17 protein-coding genes and 1 riboswitch are annotated in these 25,594 nt (G+C 61.1%); of the genes, 6 read left to right on the plus strand and 11 right to left on the minus strand.

Annotated elements, in window-relative coordinates; genetic code table 11:
- Nucleotides 1-543 precede the first annotated feature (543 nt).
- Entirely contained in the window at nt 544-2,685 is a 2,142-nt protein-coding gene (locus tag C2U37_RS11970; protein ID WP_104452348.1) for an ExeM/NucH family extracellular endonuclease, read from the minus strand.
- Between the two features lie 293 nt (nt 2,686-2,978).
- Nucleotides 2,979-3,062, plus strand: a riboswitch (cyclic di-GMP riboswitch).
- A gap of 112 nt (nt 3,063-3,174) precedes the next feature.
- Here C2U37_RS11970 and C2U37_RS11975 point away from each other — a divergent pair.
- Nucleotides 3,175-6,213: a glycosyl hydrolase family 18 protein gene (locus tag C2U37_RS11975; RefSeq protein WP_406568621.1), complete on the plus strand. Its 3,039-nt coding sequence runs from the start codon at nt 3,175-3,177 to the stop codon at nt 6,211-6,213.
- A 322-nt stretch (nt 6,214-6,535) separates the two neighbouring features.
- On the opposite strand, the gene C2U37_RS11980 is transcribed toward C2U37_RS11975, so the two are convergent.
- From C2U37_RS11980 to C2U37_RS12010, 7 genes are all read right to left on the minus strand, one after another.
- On the minus strand, nt 6,536-7,771 hold the full coding sequence (locus tag C2U37_RS11980) for a tetratricopeptide repeat protein (protein ID WP_042014300.1): 1,236 nt from the start codon (nt 7,769-7,771) through the stop codon (nt 6,536-6,538).
- 11 nt (nt 7,772-7,782) lie between these two features.
- The gene (locus tag C2U37_RS11985) at nt 7,783-8,418 is read right to left on the minus strand and encodes an energy transducer TonB (protein ID WP_043154309.1); all 636 of its coding nucleotides are present in this window, start codon (nt 8,416-8,418) and stop codon (nt 7,783-7,785) included.
- Nucleotides 8,419-8,434: 16 nt separating this feature from the next.
- Complete coding sequence (locus C2U37_RS11990; protein ID WP_104452349.1) at nt 8,435-8,842, minus strand: ExbD/TolR family protein; 408 nt, start codon at nt 8,840-8,842, stop codon at nt 8,435-8,437.
- A gap of 67 nt (nt 8,843-8,909) precedes the next feature.
- Nucleotides 8,910-9,437, minus strand: coding sequence for a MotA/TolQ/ExbB proton channel family protein (locus C2U37_RS11995; RefSeq protein WP_104452350.1), 528 nt, complete (start codon nt 9,435-9,437; stop codon nt 8,910-8,912).
- A gap of 10 nt (nt 9,438-9,447) precedes the next feature.
- On the minus strand, nt 9,448-10,821 hold the full coding sequence (locus tag C2U37_RS12000) for a MotA/TolQ/ExbB proton channel family protein (protein WP_104452351.1): 1,374 nt from the start codon (nt 10,819-10,821) through the stop codon (nt 9,448-9,450).
- Nucleotides 10,818-11,582: a DUF3450 domain-containing protein gene (locus C2U37_RS12005; protein ID WP_010675473.1), complete on the minus strand. Its 765-nt coding sequence runs from the start codon at nt 11,580-11,582 to the stop codon at nt 10,818-10,820. The genes C2U37_RS12000 and C2U37_RS12005 overlap by 4 nt, the downstream gene beginning before the upstream one ends.
- 102 nt (nt 11,583-11,684) lie before the next feature.
- The gene (locus C2U37_RS12010) at nt 11,685-14,291 is read right to left on the minus strand and encodes a TonB-dependent receptor plug domain-containing protein (RefSeq protein WP_104452352.1); all 2,607 of its coding nucleotides are present in this window, start codon (nt 14,289-14,291) and stop codon (nt 11,685-11,687) included.
- A gap of 739 nt (nt 14,292-15,030) precedes the next feature.
- Here C2U37_RS12010 and C2U37_RS12015 point away from each other — a divergent pair.
- The 5 genes from C2U37_RS12015 to C2U37_RS12035 all read left to right on the plus strand — a co-directional run bounded on the left by C2U37_RS12015 (nt 15,031) and on the right by C2U37_RS12035 (nt 21,161).
- On the plus strand, nt 15,031-16,056 hold the full coding sequence (locus tag C2U37_RS12015; RefSeq protein ID WP_104452353.1) for an ABC transporter permease subunit: 1,026 nt from the start codon (nt 15,031-15,033) through the stop codon (nt 16,054-16,056).
- Between the two features lie 2 nt (nt 16,057-16,058).
- The gene (locus C2U37_RS12020) at nt 16,059-17,102 is read left to right on the plus strand and encodes an ABC transporter permease (protein ID WP_164882952.1); all 1,044 of its coding nucleotides are present in this window, start codon (nt 16,059-16,061) and stop codon (nt 17,100-17,102) included.
- An 82-nt stretch (nt 17,103-17,184) separates the two neighbouring features.
- Nucleotides 17,185-19,002 (plus strand): extracellular solute-binding protein, encoded by a 1,818-nt coding sequence (locus tag C2U37_RS12025; RefSeq protein WP_104452354.1) that lies wholly within the window; start codon nt 17,185-17,187, stop codon nt 19,000-19,002.
- A gap of 25 nt (nt 19,003-19,027) precedes the next feature.
- Nucleotides 19,028-20,065, plus strand: coding sequence for an ABC transporter ATP-binding protein (locus tag C2U37_RS12030; RefSeq protein ID WP_104453232.1), 1,038 nt, complete (start codon nt 19,028-19,030; stop codon nt 20,063-20,065).
- 94 nt (nt 20,066-20,159) lie between these two features.
- The gene (locus tag C2U37_RS12035) at nt 20,160-21,161 is read left to right on the plus strand and encodes an ABC transporter ATP-binding protein (RefSeq protein ID WP_041212969.1); all 1,002 of its coding nucleotides are present in this window, start codon (nt 20,160-20,162) and stop codon (nt 21,159-21,161) included.
- A gap of 629 nt (nt 21,162-21,790) precedes the next feature.
- On the opposite strand, the gene C2U37_RS12045 is transcribed toward C2U37_RS12035, so the two are convergent.
- The 3 genes from C2U37_RS12045 to C2U37_RS12060 form a co-directional block, all read right to left on the minus strand.
- Nucleotides 21,791-23,242, minus strand: a complete 1,452-nt coding sequence (locus C2U37_RS12045; protein ID WP_042883298.1) for an aminoacyl-histidine dipeptidase — start codon at nt 23,240-23,242, stop codon at nt 21,791-21,793.
- Between the two features lie 1,184 nt (nt 23,243-24,426).
- Nucleotides 24,427-25,245 carry a hypothetical protein gene (locus C2U37_RS12055; protein ID WP_139737712.1) on the minus strand — a complete coding sequence of 273 codons (819 nt, stop codon included), beginning with the start codon at nt 25,243-25,245 and terminating at the stop codon, nt 24,427-24,429.
- On the minus strand, nt 25,246-25,470 hold the full coding sequence (locus C2U37_RS12060; protein ID WP_104452356.1) for a hypothetical protein: 225 nt from the start codon (nt 25,468-25,470) through the stop codon (nt 25,246-25,248).
- Between the last annotated feature and the right edge of the window lie 124 nt (nt 25,471-25,594).

The following is a 25,594-nucleotide window of genomic DNA, read 5'->3' on the forward strand; positions in this document are numbered from 1 at the left end:
TGATCTCGCCCTTTGCATTTGTCTGGCAAATGGTGTTTCACCCTGTCCGCGAGGGCATCAGCGGCCCTGGCCGCCGCTGACGGGGGCGAGGGTGGGGATTGGCGCCGATGCCGCCATGGCCACGGTGCGGGCTGCGTGGTGCCATCCTCTGCCGCGTGGCGGTTGGCTCGTTCGGCAGCCTGCGATGGCGCTTCACCCTGTCCGCAAGGGCATCAGCGGCCTTGGCCGCCGCTGACGGGGGTGAGGGTGGGGATTGGCGTCGATGCCGCCATGGCCATGGCGCGGGCTGCGCGATGCCATCCTCTGCCGCGTGGCGGTTGGCTCGTTCGGCAGCCTGCGGGATACGCTATCCGGCCCCTGGTGTCAGCACCGGGTTTCCCCATCGACAGGGTGCCAGCCCTCCGGGAAAGGGGCGGAGTGGGGCAACAAGGTATTTATTCATCCCATGATGTGGCCCTTTGCATTTGTTTTTCAAATGGCCATGGCACAAAAAAAGCCCGCGATCATCGCGGGCTTTGCACCTGGCATCGAGGATGCCGCGTCTTAGCGACGGCGCCGCCAGGCGAGCGGCAACAGGGCCAGCAGCAGGGCGCCCATGGCGCCGCCACCCCCCTTGCTCGCTTCTTTGAGCTTGAGATCGACGATGACGGGGTCGTGGTCCGAGGCGCTGAAGGGGTTGTCCGACTTGATGAGGTCGCCGGTGTAGGCGCTGCCATATTCGAACAGGTTGCTCTCGAAGGAGTTGATGTGCCAGTCGGCCACCGCCACCACCTTGTCAGCCAGCGCCGAGTTGGCGAGGGCGTAGTCCAGGGTGCCGAGCTCGGCCTCGTAGCTGTAGGAGATGGCCTTCTCCTGGTTGAACTTGACGTTCAGATCCACCAGGCCGTAACCCTTGGCCACCGTCTGGCCCATCTGCTCATAGGGCTTGTCGCCGATGTAGGTGTGGGAGGCGGAGCGGATCTGGCGCTCCCCCGCGGCCGGCGCATAGTCGGTCAGCACCCGGATGGGATCCTCCTTGGCGTAGGAGTTGAAGTCCCCCACCAGCAGCACCTGGCCCGGCATCTTGCTCACCGCCTCCCCCAGCACCTTGGCGGCGCTCACCCGAAACTCGGTGCACTTGCCCTGCAGATCCGCAGGCTCCGTCTTGCCATCCCCGTTCTCATAGCAGCCCGACCCCTTGGACTTGAGGTGGTTGACCACCAGGGTCAGGGGGGCGTCGCTGCCCGCCACGGTGAAGCGCTGGACCAGGGAGTCCCGCTGACCGGCGCTCTTGGTGACGCCGCCCGTGGTGTAGCGCTGTTGGGGCAGGGGGATGACGTCGGCATCCCCGCTCGGGGTGAGCAGGGCGGGGCGGTAGATCATGGCCACCATGATGGCGTCGCCGCCAAAGAAGCGATCCTCCGTGAGCAGGGCCTTGGGCAGGGTGACGAAGGCGTAGTGCTTGCTCGCCTCCTTCTGCCTGGCGTTGAGGCTCTCCACCAGATCGTGGAGGGCGGCGTGCTCGTCAAAGCCGTTGTTCTCCATCTCCATCAGGCCGAGCAGGTCGGCGTCCATTTCGGTGATGGCGTTGACGATCTTGGCGCGCTGCAACTGGAACTCCTCCAGGCTCTTGGCGCCGCGGTTGCAGCCCTTGGCGCTGTCCGCATCCGCCTGATCCGCGCAGAGCACGTTGAGGGCGCCCCCCACGCTGGAGTGGCTGGTGAAGTAGTTGAGCACGTTGAAGCTGCCGATGCGAAGGTCAGTGCCATCCAGGCGGGCCGGGGCGCTCTGGCGGTCGTTGTCGCCGGTGCGCAGCAGATCCCCCGCGGTGATGGTCTGATCCCGGGGCACGATCAGGCGGTACTCGTTGTAGCTGTAGCCGACCATGGCCTCCAGGTTGACCGGGGCATCGCCGATGCGCAGGTAACCCTGCTCCGGCTCCCAGGCGGGCAGCCAGGGGAGCTTGCCGTCCCCCGCCTTGACGTCCGACTCGAGGAAGACCCGGTTGCTGGCGTTGGCCTCGGCCAGCGCCACGGCCTCGGGGCTGCTCGCTACATGGAGCTGGGTCGGCTTCATCAGCGGGGCGCCGTGAGCGAGCACCAGGTTGTTGCGCCGGGCGGCATAGTCGTAGCTGAAGTTGTGGCTGATCTTGAGGGCGCTGTCGGCGTCAAGGCGCACCCGCATCCCTTCGTGACGTTCCAGGGCTCGGGCCAGGGTTTCCCCCTCCATTACCCGCAGCGCCGTGGCGGCCGGGGCGGCGCCCTGGGCCAGGGTCGTCAGGCGCGGCGTGCTGCCGTCAAACAGGGGCTTGAGCTGGGTGTGGCCGTAATACTCCTCGACCTTGGCCTCCAGACAGACCAGGGCACCCGGCTGGATATCCGGGTACTTGCTGGCGAAGTTCTTGTCGTTGAGGTAGACGAAAATGCCGTCCGACGTCTCGGGGTTGCCGTCCCCCTGCACATCCAGCAGGTAGAAGCCCTTGTTGAGGCTTTCGCCCAGACCCGAGACCACCGCCTTGACCGAGACGCTCTGGGTGCTTTCGAACTGATCGTCCGGGACGAGGGGGCTCTTATCGCCACTGCCCTGGATGGCGGGGATGGGGGTGAGGGCACTGTCGGCCGGGCAACTGAAGCCGGCGGCGTAGAGAGACGGGGACGCGAGCGCGAGCCCCACGGCCAGCGACAGCAGGGTAGGTGTTCCTTTCATGGGTATTCCTTTTTTTATTTTTGCCAGTGTTTCCATAGCCTTGGCATCGTGGCCAAGGGCGCGCATTGTCACATTTCTGGCAGCTCTGACCAGTGAACCAACGCACATTATGAGGAGACAAAGGAGCCCATTTGCCATTTTTTGACGTGGCTAACAGTTTGATATTGATGATCTATTTGTCATCAGGTAGGAGCGAAAAGTGTGAGGCGGCCAGCATTCACATATTTTCCTTCGAGAATAAAGATTGAGCAGTGGTCACTTGCTTCCTATACTCGAGCCGTTCCTCACGGAACCCAGGCAAAGGGCAAACCGGCAGTGATGCCGGGACGCAAAGCCTCCGATCTGTCCCATCCGGGCCAGACAGCGGGGTTACCCAGGGTGACTTGAGGGTTTGTGGCCCGTCCATGGCCTGTTGTCGCTCCCTTGTTCCCTGTTGCGATTGCGCTTTTCCCGGTATTGAAGCCAAGACAAAACAAGGAAGATAACAATATGCAACAGATCTTGAGGCCCAGCAGGCTTGCCATGCTGGTCGCCCTTGCGGCCGTCCCTGCCTGGGCGCAGGCCGCTTACCCCGCCTATCAGGCCGGCACCGCCTACAAGGCTGGCGACATCGTCAGCAACGCAGGCGCCCTCTATGAATGCAAGGAATTCCCTTACTCCGGTTGGTGCGGCGCGTCCCCCTATCACTATGCCCCCGGGGTGGGTGTGGTCTGGGCCGATGCCTGGAAGCTGTATGGTGGCGAGGTGCCGCCACCGTCCCTGGTCGTCGCCATCGGCTCCCCCGCCGTGGGTGCCAGCGTCAGCGAGGGGGCCAGTGTGGCCCTGGCGGTGACGTTGAGCGGCCCGGTCACGGCGCTCGCCCGGGTGGAATATCTCATCGACGGCACCCTGGTCGCCACCGCCACGGCTTCTCCCTGGAGTGCCAGCTGGTCTGCTGCCGGTGCGGGCAATCACGCCCTCAAGGCCCGGGCGCTGGATAAAGACGGCAAGGTGCTGAGCGAGGCGGATTCGAGCTTCAAGGTCGCCGCCGTGGTGGCGCCAGAGGCGCCCAGGGTGAGCATCGCAAGCCCGGCCGCCGGCGCCAGGGTGACCCTGGGCCGCGCCCTCACCGTGAGCGGCAATGTCACCGACGCCAACGACGACGTCGCCAAGGTCGAGCTCTTCGTGAATGGCCAGAAGGTGGGCGAGGACACCAGCGCCCCCTGGCAGCTGAGCTGGACGCCCCAGAACAAGGGGCTGACCGGCCTCAAGCTGGTGGCGACCGACAAGACCAACCTCTCTGGCGAGTCGGCCCAGGTGGACGTGCAGGTGGAAGAGGCGGCCCTGCCCCCCACCGGCGGCAACCTCTCCTGCGACGTGCGCCAGATCTACCGCGCCGACGGCAGCGAGTGCATGGGGGATGACCACGGCCGCCGCGTCATCGGGTATTTCACCTCCTGGCGCACCGGCAAAAACGGCCTGCCCGCCTACCTGGTGAGCGACATTCCCTGGGACAAGATCACCCACATCAACTACGCCTTCGCGGCGGTGGACGAGCAGAGTCACACCATCAAGGTGGATGACGCCGCCACCAAGCTGACCTGGAACGGGGTGCCGGGCGCCGAGATGGATCCGGAGTTTGCCTATCAGGGCCACTTCAACCTGCTGTCGAAGTACAAGAAGCAGTATCCGGACGTGAAGACCCTGATCTCGGTGGGGGGCTGGGCCGATACCCGCGGCTTCTACGCCGCCACCACCAAGGGCGACTGCTCGGTCAACACCGCCGGCATCAACGCCTTTGCCGACTCGGCCGTGGGCTTCATCCGCCAGTACGGCTTCGATGGGGTGGATATCGACTACGAGTACCCCACCTCCATGAAGGATGCGGGCAACCCCAACGATTTCCCGCTCTCCAACCAGTGTCGCGGCAAGCTCTTTGCGAACTATGAAGTGCTGATGAAGACCCTGCGCAACAAGCTCGACAGCGCCGGCACCGAGGACGGTCGCAAGTACATGCTGACCATCGCCTCGCCGGCCTCGGCCTACCTGCTGCGCGGCATGGAGAACTTCCAGGTCACCCAGTACCTCGACTACGTCAACCTGATGACCTATGACTTCCACGGTGCCTGGAACCACTTCGTCGGTCACAACGCCGCCCTGTTCGACAACAAGGCGGATCCCGAGTTGTCCCAGTGGGGTGTCTACACCCAGGCCCAGTTTGGCGGCATCGGCTATCTCAACTCCGCCTGGGCAGCCCACTACTTCCGTGGTGCCCTGGCGGCGGGCAAGATCAACATAGGGGTGCCCTATTACACCCGTGGCTGGCAGGGGGTCACCGGTGGCACCCACGGTCTGGGTGGCAAGGCGGCGCTGCCGAGCCAGAGCGATTGCCAGCCGGGCACCGGTGGCAGCACCATTCCGTGCGGCAACGGGGCGGTGGGCATCGACAATATCTGGCATGACCTTGACAAGAACGGCAAGGAGATTGGCGGTGGCGCCGTGCCCATGTGGCATGCCAAGAACCTGGAGCACGCCGCCAGCCTCGGCATCACCACCTTGCCGAGCTACGGCCAGGCCTGGGGTCTGGATCCCAACAACCCGGCCCACGTGATGCAAGGCCAGTATGTGCGTTACTACGACGACAAGGCTCATGCGCCTTGGCTCTGGAACGAGCAGAAGAAGGTGTTCCTCTCCACCGAAGATGAAGAGTCCATGGGTCACAAGCTCGACTACATCGTCAAGCGGGGCCTGGGGGGCGTCATGTTCTGGGAGATGGCGGGGGACTATGCGTTCGACGCGGCCAAGAACGAGTACGGAATGGGCAGCACCCTCACCAGCCTTGCCTACGAGAAGTTCAGCAAGGCCGACAAGGCGGCCCTGAAGCAGAATGATCTGCCGGCTCCGGCCGCCCAGCTCGACATCGGCGTGAGCCTCTCCGGCTTCAAGGAAGGGGACTCCAACTACCCGATCAACCCGACCCTCAAGCTCACCAACAAGTCGACCCAGACCATTCCGGGTGGCACCCGCATCGAGTTCCTGGTCCCCACCTCCACCTCAGACACCATCACCGACCAGAGCGGCATGGGGCTGAAAGTGGTGGAGAGCGGTGGCAACCAGAACTCGGACGGCATCGCCAATGAGAAGGACTTCCACAAGGTGGCTCTGACGCTGCCGGCCTGGAAAGCCTGGACGCCGGGCACCGACGTGGAAGTGGCCATGACCTACTACCTGCCGGCCGCCGGCGTGCCGAGTGGCATGCGCCTGATTGCCGGCAGCCAGACCATAGGCCTGAAGTCCGACTTCCCGGCCCTGGCCGAGGCGGTGCTGGGCAGCAGTGGTGGTGGTGACGGCGGCAGCGGTGGCACCACCTGTGCCAGCCAGAACGTCAACCCGGCGGACTACAATGCCTATCCGACCTGGCCGCGCGGGGATCACGCCAATGGCAACGACCGCATGACCAACGGCAAGGCGGTGTGGCAGGCCAACTGGTGGACCAGCAGCGAGCCCAAGACGGGCGATGGCAGCTGGAAACTGATATGCAGCTACTGAGTTGTCCAGGCTGCTATACCAGCAGCGAACTCAGAGTGGGCGACGGCAGCTGGAAGCTGGTGTGCAGCTACTGATGACCTGTTGAAGGGGTTGCCCCCTCCCAACGCAACGACCCAATCCGGGGCCCAGGCTCCGGATTTTTTTGTGCCTTGTATCAGGAGAAGGAGGGGGAAAAGGGCAGGGGCGGTGCCATAAAAAAGACCGCTCCGAAGAGCGGCCAATTGCCACCAAGGCAATCTGCGGGGTGACCCCCTTGTCGATGTGTCGCGGCCCGGATGCCGAGTCGGGGAGATCCCCGCCCCGCCAGCCGGGCCGCGCAGCTTTATTGGGTGACGGCGCCGCCCTGCTGCTCTTTCAAGAAGCTGATCCAGGGGGAAGCACGACCACTGACGTTGCCATTCTGGGCGGCCTGAGTGAAGGCGGAGAGCGCCTCCTTGGGCTTTTGCTGCTCAAAATAGGCGACCCCGGTCAGGAACTTCAGATCCGCCCGCTGCTCGCCGCTGGCGTTGGCGGCAGGCTTGGCGGCGAAGGCCACCAGATCCTGGTAGCGCTTGCTCTGGATCATCATGCGCGCCATCTTGAGCTGCAGCTCGGCATTGGGGGCCAGCTTGTAGGACTTGGCCAGGGTGTCGATGGCCGGGTCCAGCTCCTTGGCCTGATGCCAGTAGTTGGCCAGCGTCTTGTAGTTGGCCGCGGTGCTCTCGATCTGCCCCTCCTTCATGGCCTTCTCCATCACGCGGGCGGCGCGGTGGGGAATGCCGGCGAAGGCCAGGTAGTTGGCGAGCCGCTGCAACTCGTTGGCTTCGGTCAGCATGCCGAGGTTGTAGGCCCCTTCCAGTGCCGCCAGGGCCTTGGCATCGTTGCCCGCCTGCATGTGCATGGCCGAGAGCTGGGTCCAGTACTTCTTCTTCTCCGGGTAGCGGTCCACCAGGGCAGTCAGCACCTCGGTGGCCGGCTTGTACTGTTTCAGCTCGTAGTGGGCCGCCATCTTCAGCAGGTACCAGGACTCCGGCGCCTTGCCTGCGGAGAGCTTGATCGCGTTGTCCACTGCCGGAATGGCTTCCCGGTACTGCTTGAGCTGCACATGGGCGTTGGCCAGGGTGATGTAGGCGTGCGGGGTCGGCTTCTCGTCCTTGCCGAGGTTTGCGAACCACTCCTTCATGGTGTTGATGGAACCCTTGAAGTTCCCCTCCGCCATGTAGAGCTGGGCCAGGTTGTAGCGCACCTGCTGGGCCACCGGGGGCGGCAGGCCGCCGGTGGCGATGGCGTCGGCGAAGTACTTGGTCGCCTGACCGTACTTCTCCTGCTGCGCCGCCACGAAGCCCAGGGTCTGCAAAATGACCCCCTTGTCGTAGACCCGCTCGCCGGCGCCGGACAGCGCCTCCTGCAGCTTGGCATTGGCCTCGCCGTATTTCTTCTCGGTGATCAACGCCTGGGCCTTGTTGACCGCGCGGTAGGCGCGGTCAGACAGGGCGGGTTGTTCGGCGGCCCAGGTGGCGGTGCTGAGCAGCACCGCCATGGCCACCGGGGCGAGGATCAGGGTATGTAACTTTTTCATCGCCACCCTCCTTAGTTGGTCGCAAACTCGATCTCTTGCTGCATGCGACTGGCCTGCGGCTTGCCGTCCACCATGGCCGGCTTGAAGGTCCACTTGGCGATGGTCTGGCGCGCCGCCTTGCCGAGGTCATAGCTGCGGGGCTCTTCCTTGACGATGCGGATGTTGCTCACGGTACCGCGCTCGGTGACGGTGAACTCCACCAGCACCTTGCCGGACGCAAGACCGGCCAGGGCCGCCTTGCGGGGCATCATGGGCTCGAAGGTCGCCATCGGGATGGCGCCGTTGTTGCCGCCCATGCCGCCGCCACCGCCGCCGGTGCTGTAGGCACCCAGGGCGTTGCCGCCACCGATGTTGACCGGGATGTCGAGTTTGGGCATGTCCATGGGGGAGCTGTCCATCTTCGGCCTGTCCGTGCTCGCCACCTCCATCTCGGGCGGGGGCGGCGGGCGGTTCGGGGGCGGCGGCTTGGGCAGTTCCCGTTGCTTCTCTTGCAAGGTCTCCTGAGGCTTGAGGCGGATGAAGTCGGTCATGGTGACGTCCTCCCGCTCCGTCAGCTCCCGGTGATCCGGCGTGATGAGCTTGTTCATTCCCAGGAACAGGAAGAACACCACCACGCAGGAGACCGCTAACGATATCAGGTATCTCATGGCATTCGCTCCGGCATCAGCTGCTCTTGTCGGCGGCGATGGAGATGTTCTGGACACCGGCCATGCGGATCTGGTCCATGACCTGCACCACCAGACCGGAACGGGATTCGCTGTCGGCCTGGATCACCACGGCGCTCTCCGGGTTCTCCGCCCGCAGCCGCTCGATGTTGGCGCGCACGGCACCCACTTCGACGACCCGTTTGTCGACCCAGACCTGACCGTTCTCGCGGACCGCGACCATGATGTTCCCCTTCTTCACCGTCTCGGCCGTGCTGGCGCTCGGGCGGTTGATCTCCACGCCGGACTCCTTGACGAACGAGGTGGTGACGATGAAGAAGATCAGCATGATGAACACGATGTCCAGCATGGGGGTCAAATCGATGGCCGCCTCGTCAGCACCGCTGTCGCTGTGACGTTTTCTCATGGCAAAAAACTCCTTGCTTGTTCTGTGCCCCGGCGGGCATGGCCCGGCCGGGGATGTGCATCCTGCATCAGCCGTGTTTCAGGTTATCTTCCAGCTTCTGCACGGCCAGCTTGGCCTTGTGATCGAGCTGGTTGACAAAAAACAGGCCGGAAAGGGCGGCAATCATGCCCGCCATGGTCGGAACCGTCGCCTTGGAGATCCCCGAGGCCATCGCCCTGGGGGAGCCGGTGCCGGTGATGGCCAGGGTATCGAACACCTGCACCATGCCGACCACGGTCCCAAGCAGCCCCATCAGCGGGCAGAGGGCGATCAGCACCTTGATGACCGGCATCCCCTTGTCCACCGCCATGGCGACCCGGGAGACCAGCTCGCGGCGGATCTGCCTGGCAGACCAGGAGAGGTGATCGGTGCGGGCCAGCCAGGCCGTCTTGGTCTGCTTCACCTGCTGGGGATAGACCGCCATGAAGTAGAACCAGCGCTCCAGCAGCAGGGCCCACATCATCAGGGTCAGGAAGAACAGGGCGACCAGCACGTCGCCCCCCAATCCCAGAAACCGGCGGACCGACTCGACTTCTTCAATCAACCAGAACCACATGGGTGACTCCTTAGGCTGCGGCTTTGGCGGCGTGCAGACGTTCCTGATAACGGGCAACGAAACCGGCGCTCTGCTCTTCCAGTACCTGGATCAGACGGCGGCTCTGGGTCTGCACGATGGTGTAGAGGAACAGCATGGGCACGGCCACGACCAGACCCTGCATGGTGGTCACCAGGGCCTCGGAGATACCGCCCGCCATCAGCTTGGGATCGCCGGTACCGAACAGGGTGATGGCCTGGAAGGTGGCAATCATCCCGACCACGGTACCCAGCAGGCCCAGCAGCGGGGCGACGGAGGCGATCAGCTTGATGAGGCTGATGCCCTTCTCCAGCTTGGGCACGTTGCGCAGGATGATCTCGTCGAGCTTGGATTCCAGATCCTCGATGTTGTCACCCCGGTGATCCTGGTAGGCACCCAGCATCTCGCCGATGGGGTTGCCCTTGATGATCTGCTCGGATTTCAGTTGCTTGCGCATGGCACCGCCGATGAGGGAAAGACGGGCACCGCAGAACAGGGCCAGCAGGGTACCGATGACACCCAGCGCCAGGATCACGTAGCCCACGGAGCCACCCTGATCGATGCGCTCCTTGAGGGTCGGCGACTGCACCAGCAGGGAGAGGATCACGCCACGGGACGGGTCGATGAAGATGGGTTCGACGCTGCCGCCACCATGTTCAAACTTGGCGACCGGTTCCAGCACCGCGTTCTCGGGCTGGCGGGAGAGTTGCTCGAACTTGCCGGTCTCCGGCACGAAGGTGAGGTACTTGCCTTCGGAGACGGTGTTGAACTCACCGATCTGGGTGACGGTCTTCTCGGCCTGGTTGCCTTCGCCATAGACCACGGTGGCCGGGATCTGGCTCACCTTGCCACCGTCGACCATGCGGCTGAGGGTGGTGGTCCAGAAGGCGGTCAGGTCATCGCTGGAGGGCAGCTCCTTGCTCTCGGCCAGGCGGGTCAGCAGGGCGGTCTGCTCCGGATGCTCGACCCGGCGGGCAGAGGCGTTGAAGATCCCCTTGAACTCGCCGGCGAACTGGCGCAGCACGCCAAACATCTCGCCCATGTTGCCGGAGCGCTGGCGCAGGGTCTCGGTCAGCTCGGTGAGCTGCTTGTCGTTGGCATCGAAGGTGGCCTTGAGCTTTTCGCCCCTGGCGACTTCGGCGGCGAGATCCGCCTTGGCCTTGGCGAGCAGGGCCCCCTGTTCGTTCTTGTCAGCCAGGAAGCGGGCTTCCCGCTCCTTGTTGAGCTGGGATTCGCTGGTGCTGGCGGCCTTGACCTGATTGAGCAGGGCGTTGAGATCCACCGGCTTCTCGGCGGCGGTCACCGGCAGGGTGACCAGGGTAGCGCCCGCGATCAGCGAGGCGATGGCAAGTTTGATTCCTTTCATGATGCTTTCTCCGCAGTTTGAACCGGCAGCTTGATGAGGGCGGGGGGCGCCTGCTTCTTCGCGATGCGAAGGCCTTGTTCAACCGCACTGCGATACTCCTGGGGCAGTACTTCCCACTGGCGGGTCTTCTTGTTCCACATGCCGGTCTCGTTGCCATCCGGGGATTGGTAGAGCAGGGCGATGCGGCCGACGCGCAGGAACTCGTAGGTCTTCTCGTCCCCATCCTTGTCCAGGCTCGCCTTGTAGGCTTCGATGGTGCGGCTGAAGCCCTCCTCGATCTGGTAGGCCTCGAGGATCTTGCGGTACTTCTCGGAGATGGTGACGTCGGCCCGGTTCATGAGATCGGTCAGGGCCGCCACGCGGTCCTCACGCTCCACCTTCTGGAACGGCAGGTCCAGGGAGACGAACTGCTCGAGGGAGTCGATCATCTTGAGCATCAGGGGCACCACTTCGGTGCTGGTCTGGTCGATCTGGGCGATCTGCTTTTGCATGGAGGCGAGTTCGGCGCTCTGGGAGTCGACCATCTTGCCCACTTGCTCGTTGTAGGCGCGCAGGCTGTCCACCTGGCGCAGGGCGGCCTTGTACTGGGCCAGGGCAGACTCGGCAGACTCGGCGTAGCTGTCGATCTTCTGCTGGGAAACTTTGGATGCATTGTCGGTGGCGGCTTGAGCGTCCACAGCCTGACCGGCGGTGGCGGCACTCAGATTGAAGCTGGTCAGCAAGGCAGCCGAAATCAGGCTGCCGAGGAGCGCTTTCTTCATTGTAATTGTCCTTGTCTTCATAGGATTACCCTATCTCCGTAACTTCCTTGGGACCTTGGGCAAAGCCGGCCCGAACGGGCCGGCTTGTGGTTTGCTGGTGGATTAGAACTTCTGGCTGTAGTCGAGGTAGTAGATGCGACCGTCGATGCTGTAGAGCTCGTCGTCATAGGTGAAGCCATCGCTCTCGAGGGACGGGCCCACGTTGAACATGTTCTTCACGCCGACCTGGATCTTGCCGTTCCAGGGCGCTTCCACACCGACGTTCAGGTTCCAGGTGGTCTGGGACGCGATGTGGCCCACTTCCTCACCGGTATCGGCGATGTAGTCCTGGCTCTGGGAGTCGATGTAGTTCGCGCTCAGGTAGGTATCCATGTTCCACCATTGGGGAACGTTGATACCCACACCGGAGCTGAAGCGCATCTGGGGCAGACCGTTCTGGCCGATCTTGTCGATGACGGGACCACCGGCGTACAGACCTTCCTTGTATTTCAGGATGTAGGTACCGCCCAGGTCATAACGCACGGTGGCGTAGTTCAGGTCGTAGGTGTAATCCACCTTCAGGTCGAGGCCGGAGGTCTCGAGGGTCCCCAGGTTGACCATGGGAGCGATGGCGCTACCGATCTTGCCCTGGCTGTTGCGGGTGATGCTGCTGGAGCTGCCGCTGTTCAGTTCGTCATAGATGAGAGACTGCAGGGAGTTCAGCTGGATCACGTCCTCGATCTTGATGGTGTAGTAGTCCAGGGAGAGGTTCAGGTCATCCACCGGGCTGTAGGCCACCCCGAAGTTCCAGGTGTCCGCGGTCTCTTCCTTCAGATCCTCGTTGGAGGTACGGGTGGTGGTGTACTGGCGGTTCGGGCAGTTTGCCGCGGAGATGCCGTTGGCCTCGCAGTAGACGTAATCCTTCGCCCAGTCGGCGGACTCGGAATCAGCCGAGTAGAGATCGCTCAGGCTGGGGGCGCGGAACGAACGGGACCAGGAGGTGCGCAGCATCAGGTTGTCCAGCGGCTGGTAACGCAGGCTCGCCTTGGGGGAGAAGGCGCTGCCGAAGTCGCTGTACTTGTCGAAGCGACCGGCCACGTTCAGCTCGATCTGCTCGGTGATGGGCACCAGGGACTCGATGTAGGCGGCAGTCACGTCACGCACGCCACCGGAGGAGTTGCCTGCGGAGCCGATGATGTTGCCTGCTTCGGACTGGGCGTCGTACTTGTCGGCATAGACCCAGTCGTTGTACTCGGCACCGGCGTACCAGCTGACCGGACCGGCCGGCAGTTCACCCATGTCCCACTGGACACCGGCGTACCACTGGTAGAAGTCCATGGTGGCGCGGCGGCTGGTGTCGGCGGCCATGGAGGCCGTGCTCTGGGGGTCGAACTCACCACCGACGAACTTGCCGTCGGCGATCGCCTGCTGGGCGGCGGACTTCAGCACGTAACCGGTGCCGTTCTCCTTGTTGTCGGTCTTGGAGTACATGTAGCCGGCGTTCCACTGCATGTCGCCGACGCTTTCGGTGGCGATGGTGCCTTCGAAGCCGAGGTTCATGCTGCCGGTGGTGTCGGTGACATAGTTGTCACGGGGACCGACGTTGCTGAAGCGGTAGTAGGCGTAGGCAGCCTCACCCAGACCCTGGGTGGCGGCGGCATCCAGGCCGTTGTCGGTGAAGAACTGGGCGTTCTTCGGGTTGGCCGGGTCAATGGTGAAGGCGCCGGCGGCCGGGGCGAAGCGACCGAAACTCTCGACCCGGGAGCCGATGATCTGCGGCACGAAGTCCACGTTGTCGTTGATGTGGTAGCGACCGTTTACGTACAGGGTGTCACGGCTGCGGGAGGCCGTGGTGGCCGCGACCTGGCCGTAGTTGAAGTTACAGCCGCCCTCGAAGCCGACGAAGGGCTCCTTGCATGAGCCGTCGGCATTGGTGGCGCCGGCCAGGGGGCCGTATTTCCAGATGGGGTCGCCGTTGGCGTCAAGACCCGTGATCCCCTCCACGTTGCGGCCGTAGGGGCTGGGGGAGTCGTTGCCTTGCTTGGCAAGATAGTCCCGATCGCGACTGTAGATGACGTCCTTCTTGTCGTGCTCGTAGACCGCCATCAGGGAGCCCTTCTCGCCGGCCACCCCTGCCACGATGGAGCCGCTCTTCTCGTCGCCGCCCTCTTCGCTCGGGGAGCCAATGCGGCCCTGGAAGTCCAGCCCTTCGTAGCCCTCTTTGAGCACCACGTTGATCACGCCACCAATGGCGTCGGAACCGTAGATGGCGGAGCCGCCGTCCAGGTTGACCTCGACCCGCTCAACGGCGGCCATGGGGATGGTGTTGAGGTTGATGGAGGTGCCGCCCATGGTGGGGGAACCCGCTACCCGCTTGCCGTTCAGCAGAACCAGGGTACGCTCGGAACCCAGGCCGCGCAGGCCGACGGTGGATTGGGACTGGAAGGAGCTGCCGGAGGCAGGGGAGACGCCGCCAAAGGAGTTGTAGGAGGCTTGCTTGAGGTAATCGGCGACGGTCTGCTGACCGGATTGCTCGATTTTCGCCTTGGTCACGGAGACGACCGGGGTGGAGCCTTCCACATCGACCCGGGAGATCCGGGAGCCGGTGACCTTGATTTTTTGCAGTTTTTCTACGTTCTGGCCCTCTTCGGCCAGGACAGGGGTGGCCACAACTGCCGCGCTCGCCAAGGCAAACGCTACGGCAGCAGAGAGTCTGCTTTTCCTAAGCATCGCTAGTATCCTTCCTGATTGTTTATTGTTTGCTTCCATTACCGCCCTCGTTGGAGCGGTGCGTAAGGCTTATCAAGGTTTGGTGATGGACGTCAAATGGAGCGGCGGGGATGGGGGCTGCAGGGGGAATTAGATGGGAATATGCACTTGATGGAATATTTTTGGCGTTTTATTCCGTAAATGCCGCGTCAACTTATGTAAAGATGTTGTTAAGTTCGATTTTTACAATTTTATTGATTATTTTTGAACTTATCGATAAGTCGCTTGTCACTCCGGTACCGATATCGAAAAAACGATTTTTTGCAGTATTTTCATCTGCTTTTATGGCGAGAGCGTTTTCCGGGGAACGGAGGGTGGGGGCGGCTATCCCTCTTCTTTTATAGGTAAATGAGAAAATAACCCGACTTATCCTTAACTTGTTGATTTTGTTCTGCTTGATATGGATTAAAACACCTGTGTAATTAATTTTTTAATAATTAAAATCGAGTTGGACGGGTAGGCGTAGCAGTTTTTTATATTGAAGTTGGGTTTTTTGGAAAAAATCATCCGCGGGATATGCTGCGGGGGGACATTCCCGGTCGCAGACAGAGTTCTACTTGATTTTTGTTGCAGAGCTTTTACAGTGACCGAGCCGGATTGTCTGTCAATGCCAGTCAATTCAGTGAGTAATGCCAGGTAAGGATAGGCCCGTCACCGGATGTGACTGGCCATAAAAGAACAACAAGGACGAGGTTCCACCATGCTGTCGTATTTCCTACGTCGGATGCTTTTGATCATCCCGACGTTTCTCGGTATCACCCTGCTCGTCTTCACCATCACCCGCTTCGTGCCGGGCGGCCCGGTCGAGCGCATGCTGCTGCAGGCGCAGGTCTCGCAAAACGAGTCCGGCCGCTCCAGTGGCAGCAAGGGGGCGCAGGCACTCTCCGACGAACAGATTGAAGAGCTCAAGGCGTTCTACGGTCTCGACAAGCCCATGCTGGTCGCCTACTGGGACTGGTTGCAGAAGCTGGCGGTGCTGGATCTCGGGGAGTCGACCCGTTATTACGAGCCGGTGTGGGATCTCATCAAGGAGAGGTTGTCGGTGACCGCCTTCTTCGGGCTCGCCACCTTTCTGCTGAGTTATGCCGTCTCCATCCCGCTCGGGGTGGCCAAGGCGCTCAGGCACAACAGCCGCTTCGATTCCCTGAGCTCCATGCTCATCTACATGGCCTATGCGCTGCCCGCCTACGTGGTGGGGATCTTCCTCATCACCGTCTTTGCGTTCCATCTGGAGTGGTTGCCCATGGGGGGCTTCCCGGGGGACGAGTTTGACGGGATGGAGAGCAGCTGGGATCAGATCCGCACCGTCTTCGCCCACGCGCTGCTGCCGCTCATCGCCTACGCCATCGGGGATTTCGCCATCCTCACCATGACCATGAAGAACAGCCTGATGGAGAACCTGTCGGCGGATTATGTGCGCACCGCCGTGGCCAAGGGGTTGCCGTTTCGCAAGGCGGTGACCGATCACGCCATGCGCAACAGCCTGATCCCCATCGCGAGTCACTTAGGGTCGGTGCTCACCGTCTTCTTCGGGGGCTCCTTCCTCATCGAGACCATCTTCAACATCGACGGCATCGGCCTGCTCGGTTATGAGGCCATTGTCGAGCGGGATTACCCCACCGTCATGGGCATTCTGGCCATCACCTCCATGCTGATGCTGGTGGGCAACATTGTCTCCGACATCTGCGTTGCCCTGGTCGATCCTCGCGTGCGGTTTGGAGAGTGAGCATGAACCTGAATCCGGTAACTCTGAAAAAACTCAAGCGCTTCAAGTCGATAAAGCGCGGCTACTACTCCTTTGTCATCTTTTCGCTCCTGGTGGTCATCTCTCTGCTGGCAGAACTGCTGGTCAACAGCCGGGCCCTGGCGGTGAGTTATCAGGGGGAGCTCTATTTCCCCACCTATGGGGACGTGATCCCGGGCCAGCACTTCGGGCTCGACTACGAGTACGAGACCAACTACCGCCAGCTCAAGAGCCAATTTGCGAAGGAAGATAAGGGGGATTGGGTGTTGCTGCCCCTGGTCCCCTGGAACCCCTATGAGCAGGACTTCAAGGAGGAAGCCTATCCGCCCTATGCCCCGAGCCTGGCGGAGCGCCACTTCCTCGGCACCGACACCAGCGGTCGCGATGTATTGGCACGGCTGGTCTACGGCTTTCGCATCGCCATCGGCTTTGCCTTCATCGCGCTGGTGGCGAGCTATGTCATCGGGGTCAGCATCGGCTGCATGATGGGGTTCCTCGGCGGTCGGTTCGATCTCCTGATGCAGCGTTTCATCGAGATCTGGTCCCAGGTGCCCTTCCTCTACGTCATCATGATCCTGGTCTCCCTGGCCAAGCCGAACTTCGGCCTGTTCGTCGGTATCAACGTGCTGTTCGGCTGGATGGGGATCACCTGGTACATGCGCACCCTCACCTACAAGGAGCGGGCGCGGGACTACGTGATGGCGGCGCGGGCCCAGGGGGCGAGCACCCGGCGCATCATCTTCAACCACATTCTGCCCAATACCCTGATGATGATCGTCACCCTGGCCCCGTTTGCCGTGGTGGGCAACATCTCCACCCTGACGGCGCTGGACTACCTGGGTTTTGGCCTGGCGCCGCCGACCCCGAGCTGGGGGGAGTTGCTCTCCCAGGGGATCAACAACCTCGACGCCATCTGGATCGTGAGTTCGGTGGTGGCGGCGGTGAGCCTGGTGCTCATCATGGTCTCCTTCATCGGGGAGGCCATCCGGGAGGCGTTCGATCCGCGCAAATTTACCCGTTATCAGTGAGCGATGGTGCCTTGCCAGGGCACATCGACAGGACCCTTAATGAAGACGCCCCCAGTGCAGGGGCATGACCAGGAAGTCAAACATGAACAATAAAATCAAATGGACAGGTGCTCTCTTTCTGCTGGTGAACGGATCCTGGGTGTGGGCGGCCAGCCTGCCCGCGGATCTGACGTGGGAGACCAACGACACCGACCCCGTGTTCGCCTCTCCCAAGGCGCTGCCCGGCGGCAACCTCAATCTCTTCGTCGACAGCTTCCCGCTGACGTTTCGCACAGTGGGGCCGGATTCCAACGGCTCGTTCCGTTCCTTCATCCTCGACAACCAGATGAGGCTCATCAGCTTCCATCCCAACACGGGCAACCCCATTCCGGCCCTGGCGAATGCCTGGGCCATCGCGCCGGACAGCCAGACCGTCTATTTCAAACTCGACCCGCGCGCCAAGTGGTCCGACGGCAAGCAGGTCACCGCCGATGACTACACCTTCGGCTACGAGATGATGCGCTCCAAGGACATCAAGGGCCCCTGGTTCAACAACTACTACACCACCGAGGTGGTGGCGGTGGAGAAGATTGACGACCACACCATTCTGGTCAAGGCGGGCAGCCGCAAGGCCAAGCTCGATCTCCTCAACACCACCGAACTGTGGCCCCAGCCAAAGCACTACTACAAGATGGGCCCGAACTGGGTGAAGCAGTACAACTGGGCCGTGGTACCCACCACGGGCCCCTACGTGATGAGCGACGTAAAAAAGGGCAAGTCCGTCACCTTCAGCAAGCAGAAGGAGTGGTGGGCAAAAGACGATCGCTACAACCAGCACAGGTTCAACCTCGACACCATCAAGGTGCAGGTGATCCGCGACCACAACATCGCGTTCCGCCACTTCCTCAAGGGGGAGTTGGACACCTTCGAGATGATCCTGCCCAACTGGTGGCATGAGAAGGCGGTCACACCGGAGTACAAGCAGGGATACGTGCAGAAGGTGATGGCCATGACCGACACCAAGCAGGGGGGGCAGGGGGTTCACCTCAACGTGGCCAATCCCAAGCTGGCGGATCTCAACGTGCGGCTCGGCATCCAGCACGCCTTCAACATCGACAAGATGATAGAGACGGTGCTGCATGGAGACTATGACCGCGCTACCACCTTCGGGTCTGGCTTCGGGGCCTTCACCGACATCGCGCTGCCAGAGCGGGCCTACGACATCGCCAAGGCACGGGAGTACTTCGCCAAGGGCGGCTACGGCAAGCAGGGACCGGACGGCATCCTGCAAAACGACAAGGGAGGGCGGCTCACCCTGGCCCTCACCTACACCAGCCAGGAGCACTCCAAGCGGCTGACCGTGCTCAAGGAAGAGGCCAAGAAGGCGGGCCTGGATCTGGAGCTCAATCTGGTGGATGGCGCCACCGGCTTCAAGGTGATGCTGGAGAAGAAACACGAGGCGGCCTGGCTTGGCTGGGGGGGCGGCGGTCTCTATCCGCAATACTGGGAGTCCTTCCACTCCGACAACGCCAACAAGCCCCAGACCAACAACCTGTTCAACGTGGCTGACAAAGAGCTCGACAGCCTGATCGACGCCTACAACGTCGAGTTCGACATGGACAAGCGGGCCGCGCTTTCCCACCAGATCCAGCAGCGGATCTATGATCTCGCCATCTTCGTGCCCGGGGTTCAGCTCAACTACGTGCGAGCCAGCAGCTGGCGCTATGTGATGCTGCCGGAGGTGCCCGCCACCCGCAACACCCCGGATCTGCTCTACTGGCCCATGGATGGCTACCCCCACAGCAGTGGCGGCCTGCTCTGGATCGATCCCAAGGTGAAGGAGGAGACCCAGAAGGCCAAGGCTGACGGCAAGGCGCTGGCCCCCATCACCCTGATCGACAAGACCTATGCACATCATTGATGTGGCCCAGAAGGGAGCAGCAGTCATGCCCAACACACAGGTCACCGCCCCCGGCACCAGCGATCATGAGGGGCAGTCTCTGTCCCCCATCCTCGAGGTGCGGGATCTCGAGGTGGAGTTCGCCGTCGACGACGGCAAGATCAAGGTGCTCGACGGGGTCAGCTTCCAGGTCGCCCCGGGCAAGACCCTGGGGATAGTCGGCGAGTCCGGCTGCGGCAAGAGCGTCACCTCGCTGGCCATCATGGGGTTGCTGCCAAGGCCCCACGGTCAGGTGGTGGCGGGCTCCATCCGCTTTCAGGGGGAGGAGCTGCTCAATCTGCCGCCGGAGCAGATGTACAAGGTGCGTGGCAACCGTATCTCCATGATCTTTCAGGAGCCCATGACGGCCCTCAACCCGGTGCAGACGGTCGGCGATCAGCTGATGGAGGTGTTTCGCCTCCACCGCCCCGATTACAGCAAGGCCCAGCGCCGTGACGCCGCCATCGCCATGTTGAAGAAGGTGGGGATCCCCGAGCCTGCCCAGCGTTTCGCGGCTTATCCCCACAATCTCTCCGGCGGCATGCGCCAGCGGGTGATGATCGCCATGGCGCTGGCCTGCGAACCGGCCCTGCTCATCTGCGACGAGCCGACCACGGCGCTCGATGTGACCATCCAGGCCCAGATCCTGGATCTGATGAAGGAGCTGCAAGCCCAGACCGGCATGGCCATCATCTTCATCACTCACGATCTCGGGGTGGTGGCGGAGCTGTGCGACGAGGTGGTGGTGATGTATGCCGGGCGTGCGGTGGAGCGGGCCGATATCTATGAACTGTTTGACCACCCGCGACATCCCTATACTCATGGTCTGATGGCCTCGATCCCGCGTCTGGAAGATGTGCCAAAGAGCCTGCTCAAGACCATCAAGGGTCAGGTGCCCGCCCTGCACGAGATGCCGGCAGGGTGTCGTTTCTCCAACCGCTGCCCCCATGCCACGCCCCTTTGCGTGGAGACCATACCGGTGACCGAGCAGTTGAGCGAACACCACGGGGTGGCCTGCCACCACTGGAAGGAGGTGAGCCTATGAACGGTCTAGTGTGGGGACGGGGTGTCGCAGGGCAGCCAGGCGGCGGGAAGGCGACCAGGTCGTCTGCTGCCATGAATCGTCGGGGATGGAAGTCATGACCAGCTTGTTGTCGGTAAGCAATTTAAAGCAGCATTTCAAGATGGGTGGCGGTTTCTTGCGCAAGCAATACACCGTCTACGCGGTGGATGGCATCAGCTTTGATCTCAGGCAGGGGGAGACCCTTGGCCTGGTGGGGGAGTCGGGATGCGGCAAGTCCACCCTGGGGCGTTCGTTGCTCAAGCTGTTCGAGCCGAGCGCCGGCTCCATCACCTTCGAGGGGCGTGACATCACCCACCTCTCGCCCAAGGAGATGCGATCCCTGCGTCAGGAGATGCAGATCGTGTTCCAGGATCCCGCAGAATCCCTCAACAGCCGCCACACGGTTGGGCAGATCCTGGAGGAGCCTTTCATCATCCACGGTAAGGGCAACGCCGAACAGCGCCGGACATGGGTGCAGGAGCTGCTGGAGAAAGTCGGCTTGCCCGGCAGCGCGGTGGATCGCTACCCCCATGAGTTCTCTGGCGGCCAGCGCCAGCGCATCGGCATCGCTCGCGCCATCGCCCTCAAGCCCAAGCTGCTGGTGTGTGACGAGGCGGTGTCGGCGCTCGACGTGTCGGTGCAGTCCCAGATCGTGAACCTGCTGCTCAATCTGCAGCGGGAGATGAACCTCGCCATCATCTTCATCGCCCATGACCTGTCGGTGGTCAAGCACATCTCGGACAGGATTGCGGTGATGTATCTGGGCCGGATCGTCGAGCTGGCCGAGGCCCAGGCACTCTACCTGGCACCACGCCATCCCTATACCCAGGCCCTCATCTCCGCCATTCCGGTGCCGGATCCACGGCGGCGCAGCCAGCGCATCCTGCTGACGGGGGATGTACCGTCCCCCATCTCGCCGCCGAGTGGCTGCCACTTTCACCAGCGCTGCCCCCATGCAACGGATCTGTGCCGCACCCGCTCGCCCGCCCTTGAGGCGTGCGGCGGGCAGGGGCATCAGGTGGCCTGCCACTTCCCCTTACCCGTGCAGGAGGCGGTGCCGTTGGGAAAGGCGATATGATGCCGGCGCCCGCCACGTCGCGACCGGCATCGCTGCAAGGTGGCACCGAGAAGGCGCAATAGAGGCGGAAACGGGATAAAAAAATGGGGCCTGCGGGCCCCATCTTCATGGTTGGAGTTCAGGTTTGGCCGTGGGAATTCTGGCCCGGGCAGGACAGCGCCCCGATGGGGGTGGCTGCTGTGTGGATTGCTGAGTTGTTTTGTAGTTTTATTACGTTGCTAATTTCAACTTCCGGACAGGCGATATCAGGCGCCATAACGGAAGTAGTAATTGCGGGTTGCAGGCGCATAAGTGTCTTTCTCTTCAGCACCTTTCTTGCTGGTTGCACCCTTCAGGTGGAACAGCACTGCCAGATTCTCGAACATATGATGACCTCGTTTCTCTGTGGTTCATGGGTTGTGTGACCTTGGTCACGTTCTGATCCTAGGGGCATATGTGAGCTGGATCAACTTTTTGTGTTGTAAATTTACATAAATCATGGAAAGGGTTTTCAAATGCAGACCTGTTTATGGATACGGTTTCAAGCCAGTGCCACGCGTGGAATCGGGGATATGAGAGAGGTGGCCGAGGAGGGAGCACAAAAAAGATGCCCCGCACGGGGCGGGGCATCGGTATGGTCGTGAGCTGGCTTACTTGGCCGGGATATGTTCCAGCACGTGAACCAGCAGTTGCCAGAAACGCTCGACCGCCGGGATGTGTACCTTCTCCCCCGGTGCGTGGGCGCCACGGATGGTCGGGCCGAAGGAGACCATGTCCCAGTCCGGGTAGGCGCTCTTGAACAGACCGCACTCGAGGCCTGCATGGATCACCATGACGTTCGGCATCTCGCCAAACAGGGTCTGGTAGCTGTTGCGTACCAGCGCCATGACCGGTGAGTCAACGTTCGGTGCCCAGCCCGGGTAGGCGCCTGTGAACTCGCAGCTGGCGCCGGCCAGGGTGAACAGGGAGCGGGTCATCTGCTCGATGTTCTCGCGACCGGAATCGATGAGGGAGCGGATCAGGCACTGCACATAGACTTCCCCCTCGAGTGTCTTGATGACACCCAGGTTGGTGGAGGTCTCGGTCACGCCCGGGATGGCGTCGCTCATGCGCATCACCCCGTTCGGGCAGGCCATCAGGGCATCCAGCAGGCGGCTTTGCAGGGACTCGCTCATGAGCTGGGCCGGTTTCTCCCGGGCGGTGAGCAGCACGGTGAGGTTGGCCTCGGTGGCGGCCAGCTCGCTTTGATAGATGCCGGCGTAGCGGTCCACCAGGGCCTTGAAGTCAGCCACGCTGGCGGCGGGCACCAGCAGGCTGGCACGGGCCTCGCGGGGGATGGCGTTGCGCAGGGTGCCGCCGCTGAGATCGCCAAGGCGCACCCCCAGCGGTTCGGCGGCCTTGAGCAGACGGACCAGCAGCTTGTTGGCGTTGCCGCGGCCGCGATGGATGTCGACCCCGGAGTGGCCGCCGCGCAGGCCCTTGACCTGCAGCTCGAAACCTTCACCCTCGGTGGCAGCGACCAGCTCCAGGGGGAAGCGGATATTGGCATCGACCCCGCCGGCGCAGCCCATGTAGACCTCGCCATCCTCTTCGGAGTCGGTATTGAGCAGGATCTCGCCCTCCAGCCAGCCCGCTTCCAGACCGAAGGCGCCGGTCATGCCGGTCTCCTCGTCGGTGGTCAGCAGCACTTCCAGCGGGCCGTGCTTGATGGTCTTGTCGGCCAGCACGGCCAGGCAACCCGCCATGCCCATGCCGTTGTCGGCACCCAGGGTGGTACCACGGGCGGTGACCCATTCGCCATCGATGTAGGCATCGATGGGATCGGTGGTGAAGTCGTGCTGGGTGTCGGCGTTGGCCTGGGGCACCATGTCGATGTGGGCTTGCAGCACCACGGCCTTGCGGTTTTCCATCCCCGGCGTGGCCGGTTTCTTGATGATGATGTTGCCGACGGCATCTTGCTTGACCGCCAGGCCTTCTCCCTGGGCCCACGCCACGATCCAGGCGCTCAGCTGGGCTTCGTGCTTGGAGGGGTGGGGGATGGAGCAGATCTGCTCGAAGAATTGCCAAATCAACTTGGGAGACAGAGAACTGAGCTGTGCCACGTCGGGACTCCTTACCAGCATGGAAAATGTCGGGCCCCACTCTGCGGGCCGGGGAAGAGGATAACGATAATACAGTCAATCACGCAAAAATGTGAGCGATCAGCGCAAATGACGCTCTGCTTGTGCTGGGAAAGGGAGCATGGATGGCGAACTTCACTGCCTGCCTTATTCGTGTCAGCACAACATCAGTTATGTGATGTTGGTCACAAAAATATTGTCTTTTTGGCGCCGGGTGGTAAATTAGCCGCCGTGGCCAGCCCACTTGTCAGGATGACAATCAATGCCTCCAGGGAACCGAAGCAAAGCAAGTGCGCCTCCATGGAACCGAGTGTCAGTTCAAGGATGTGAACCCGCATTAAGGTACGTAACTTGTTAAGCAATCAGGAGTTTATGATGTCAGGCAGCAATTCAACCTATTGGTTTGCCCAATCTCTCTATACCCAGGGCTTCAACTACCCGAATCCCTACGCCACCCGCCGTTAAGGCTCGCAGGCGTCACAGGTAACAGCAGCAGGTGTGTGAGGATCCTCTCCTCCCCCTGCTATTCTTTTGCCCGAATGTCATGGAATGTGTGTCAAACGGCTAACCTGTCGGTGTCGCCGGAGCCCTCCCAAAAGGGCGACAGTGCGGGAGATGGCGGACATTTCCTGTTTTTCGCATACGTTTGCCGCTCAATTTATCCATAAAGAGTGCTATCATACCGGCCCAACAGCCGGCCCGAGATCGGGAGTCCACCCGAGATGGCCGCCAGCTACACCCCATCCCTGTTCGCATTGCATCCGTTTTTGCCGCCGAGGCGTCAGCCCCGAGGCCGAAAAAGTGCAAGCAAAATTCGGGAAACGGGGTGCCAGAATTGACCTGAACCCGTCTCTTTGCCGGGTTCTCGCCTCATAAGTGATTGCTTTATAACTCGTTGAGATCGATAGCATGCCAAAAAAGTTCTATGCTCTTTGGTGCGCTGGTTTATTGGTTATTTTATTTGATGTAAATCAACAGTTTATTGTTGTTCGCTGAGGTGATGATGGTCTCGGTGGCGGCAAAGTGGCGGCAGGGGATTTGATGATCGAGAGTGGCGGCAGAGCGTAGATCCGTTGCGCTTTCCATCAGATTTCTCGAGTCACCTCAATGAAGAAGACAGGAAGATATTGTTTTCCTGTCTTCTTACACCTCAATCCCACCACCTTTTAGATCAATACGTTATCTGCCTGGGTAGTCAAAGCATTGCTTTTGTCTATTTTGGCCTGCTCTTCTTGGGCTTTGAAATCGTTGTATGTATCTTTATCAAAGAGGGACATACTTTCGATTTCTTTGGCTGGTATCACTACTCGGAATGAGTTTATTGATAGTGTGTTTGGGCCCATTGGGATGCCTGAAAGCAAGCCGCGTTTAGAGTAATGATCGTGGTAGTTGGTTGTAAGATGCAGGGTCAACTCATCTTTATCCCTGAACCCGCTCATGATTGGGAGGAGTTCAATGTATTCAACAGACCCGTTCTCTAAGGCCGGCATGGTTAAAACACCAATGTAAACCTTACGGCTAGATAGCGTGACCACGAGTGGGAAGCGGGTGGAGGCTGCGTAAACTAGTAGACTTTCTTCTGGGCTGTGGCGGACGTTCTGGCTCAACCAGTTAGCCCTAGTTATTGGGTCATTAAAGCGGTAGCGACTGAGCATACCACAGGCACCTGCAATCGCTGTTGATACCGCGATCCAAGCAAAGGTCTTCAATACCTCATAGTTAATCAAGGCCTTTTCGACAGGCACTAGCTTCTCAATATCTTGTTTAACAAACCCTAATGTATTGGCAATCCACCTTAGTAGGCCAAAGTAGCTCATCCCAGATGTCACAAACCATCCTGCGACTAGGAATACTCCACCCCAAGATGCCACATAAAAATAAGCGTCCCATCCATTGGAACGCTTATATCTATATCGAGTTTTTGGAGACCTGCTTGCGAAGATGTACCCACAAATTAAGGCGATAGCAATGTAAATCGGGGCCATTTAATTCGCATGACTCCTTGACCTAGGCGGTTCAGTAGAGATGTCCTTGAATCCTTTGATCAGATCAACCAAATCTTGCTGAACGTCCGGGTTTTCCATGTTCATGGATACTACGCCATCTTTAGATACGATGACTTTAGTGTTGTTGGCTGCGATGACCTTAGCAAGGTTGTCAACCGGAGCCCTATCTAAGCGTAATAAATAGTATTTGATGAAATCTGACATGATCCAACCCTCCTCTGCACATTCCACAGCTTTCAGACCTAGTGGTTAGTGCTCCCTGCTGTAGGTACATACAGGGGCTCTATCGGTGTCTTTGCACCGTTCTTGTGCACAACATATAGTGGTC

This window comes from Aeromonas sp. ASNIH1 (genome assembly GCF_002934285.1).
Classification (GTDB): Bacteria; Pseudomonadota; Gammaproteobacteria; order Enterobacterales; family Aeromonadaceae; genus Aeromonas; species Aeromonas caviae.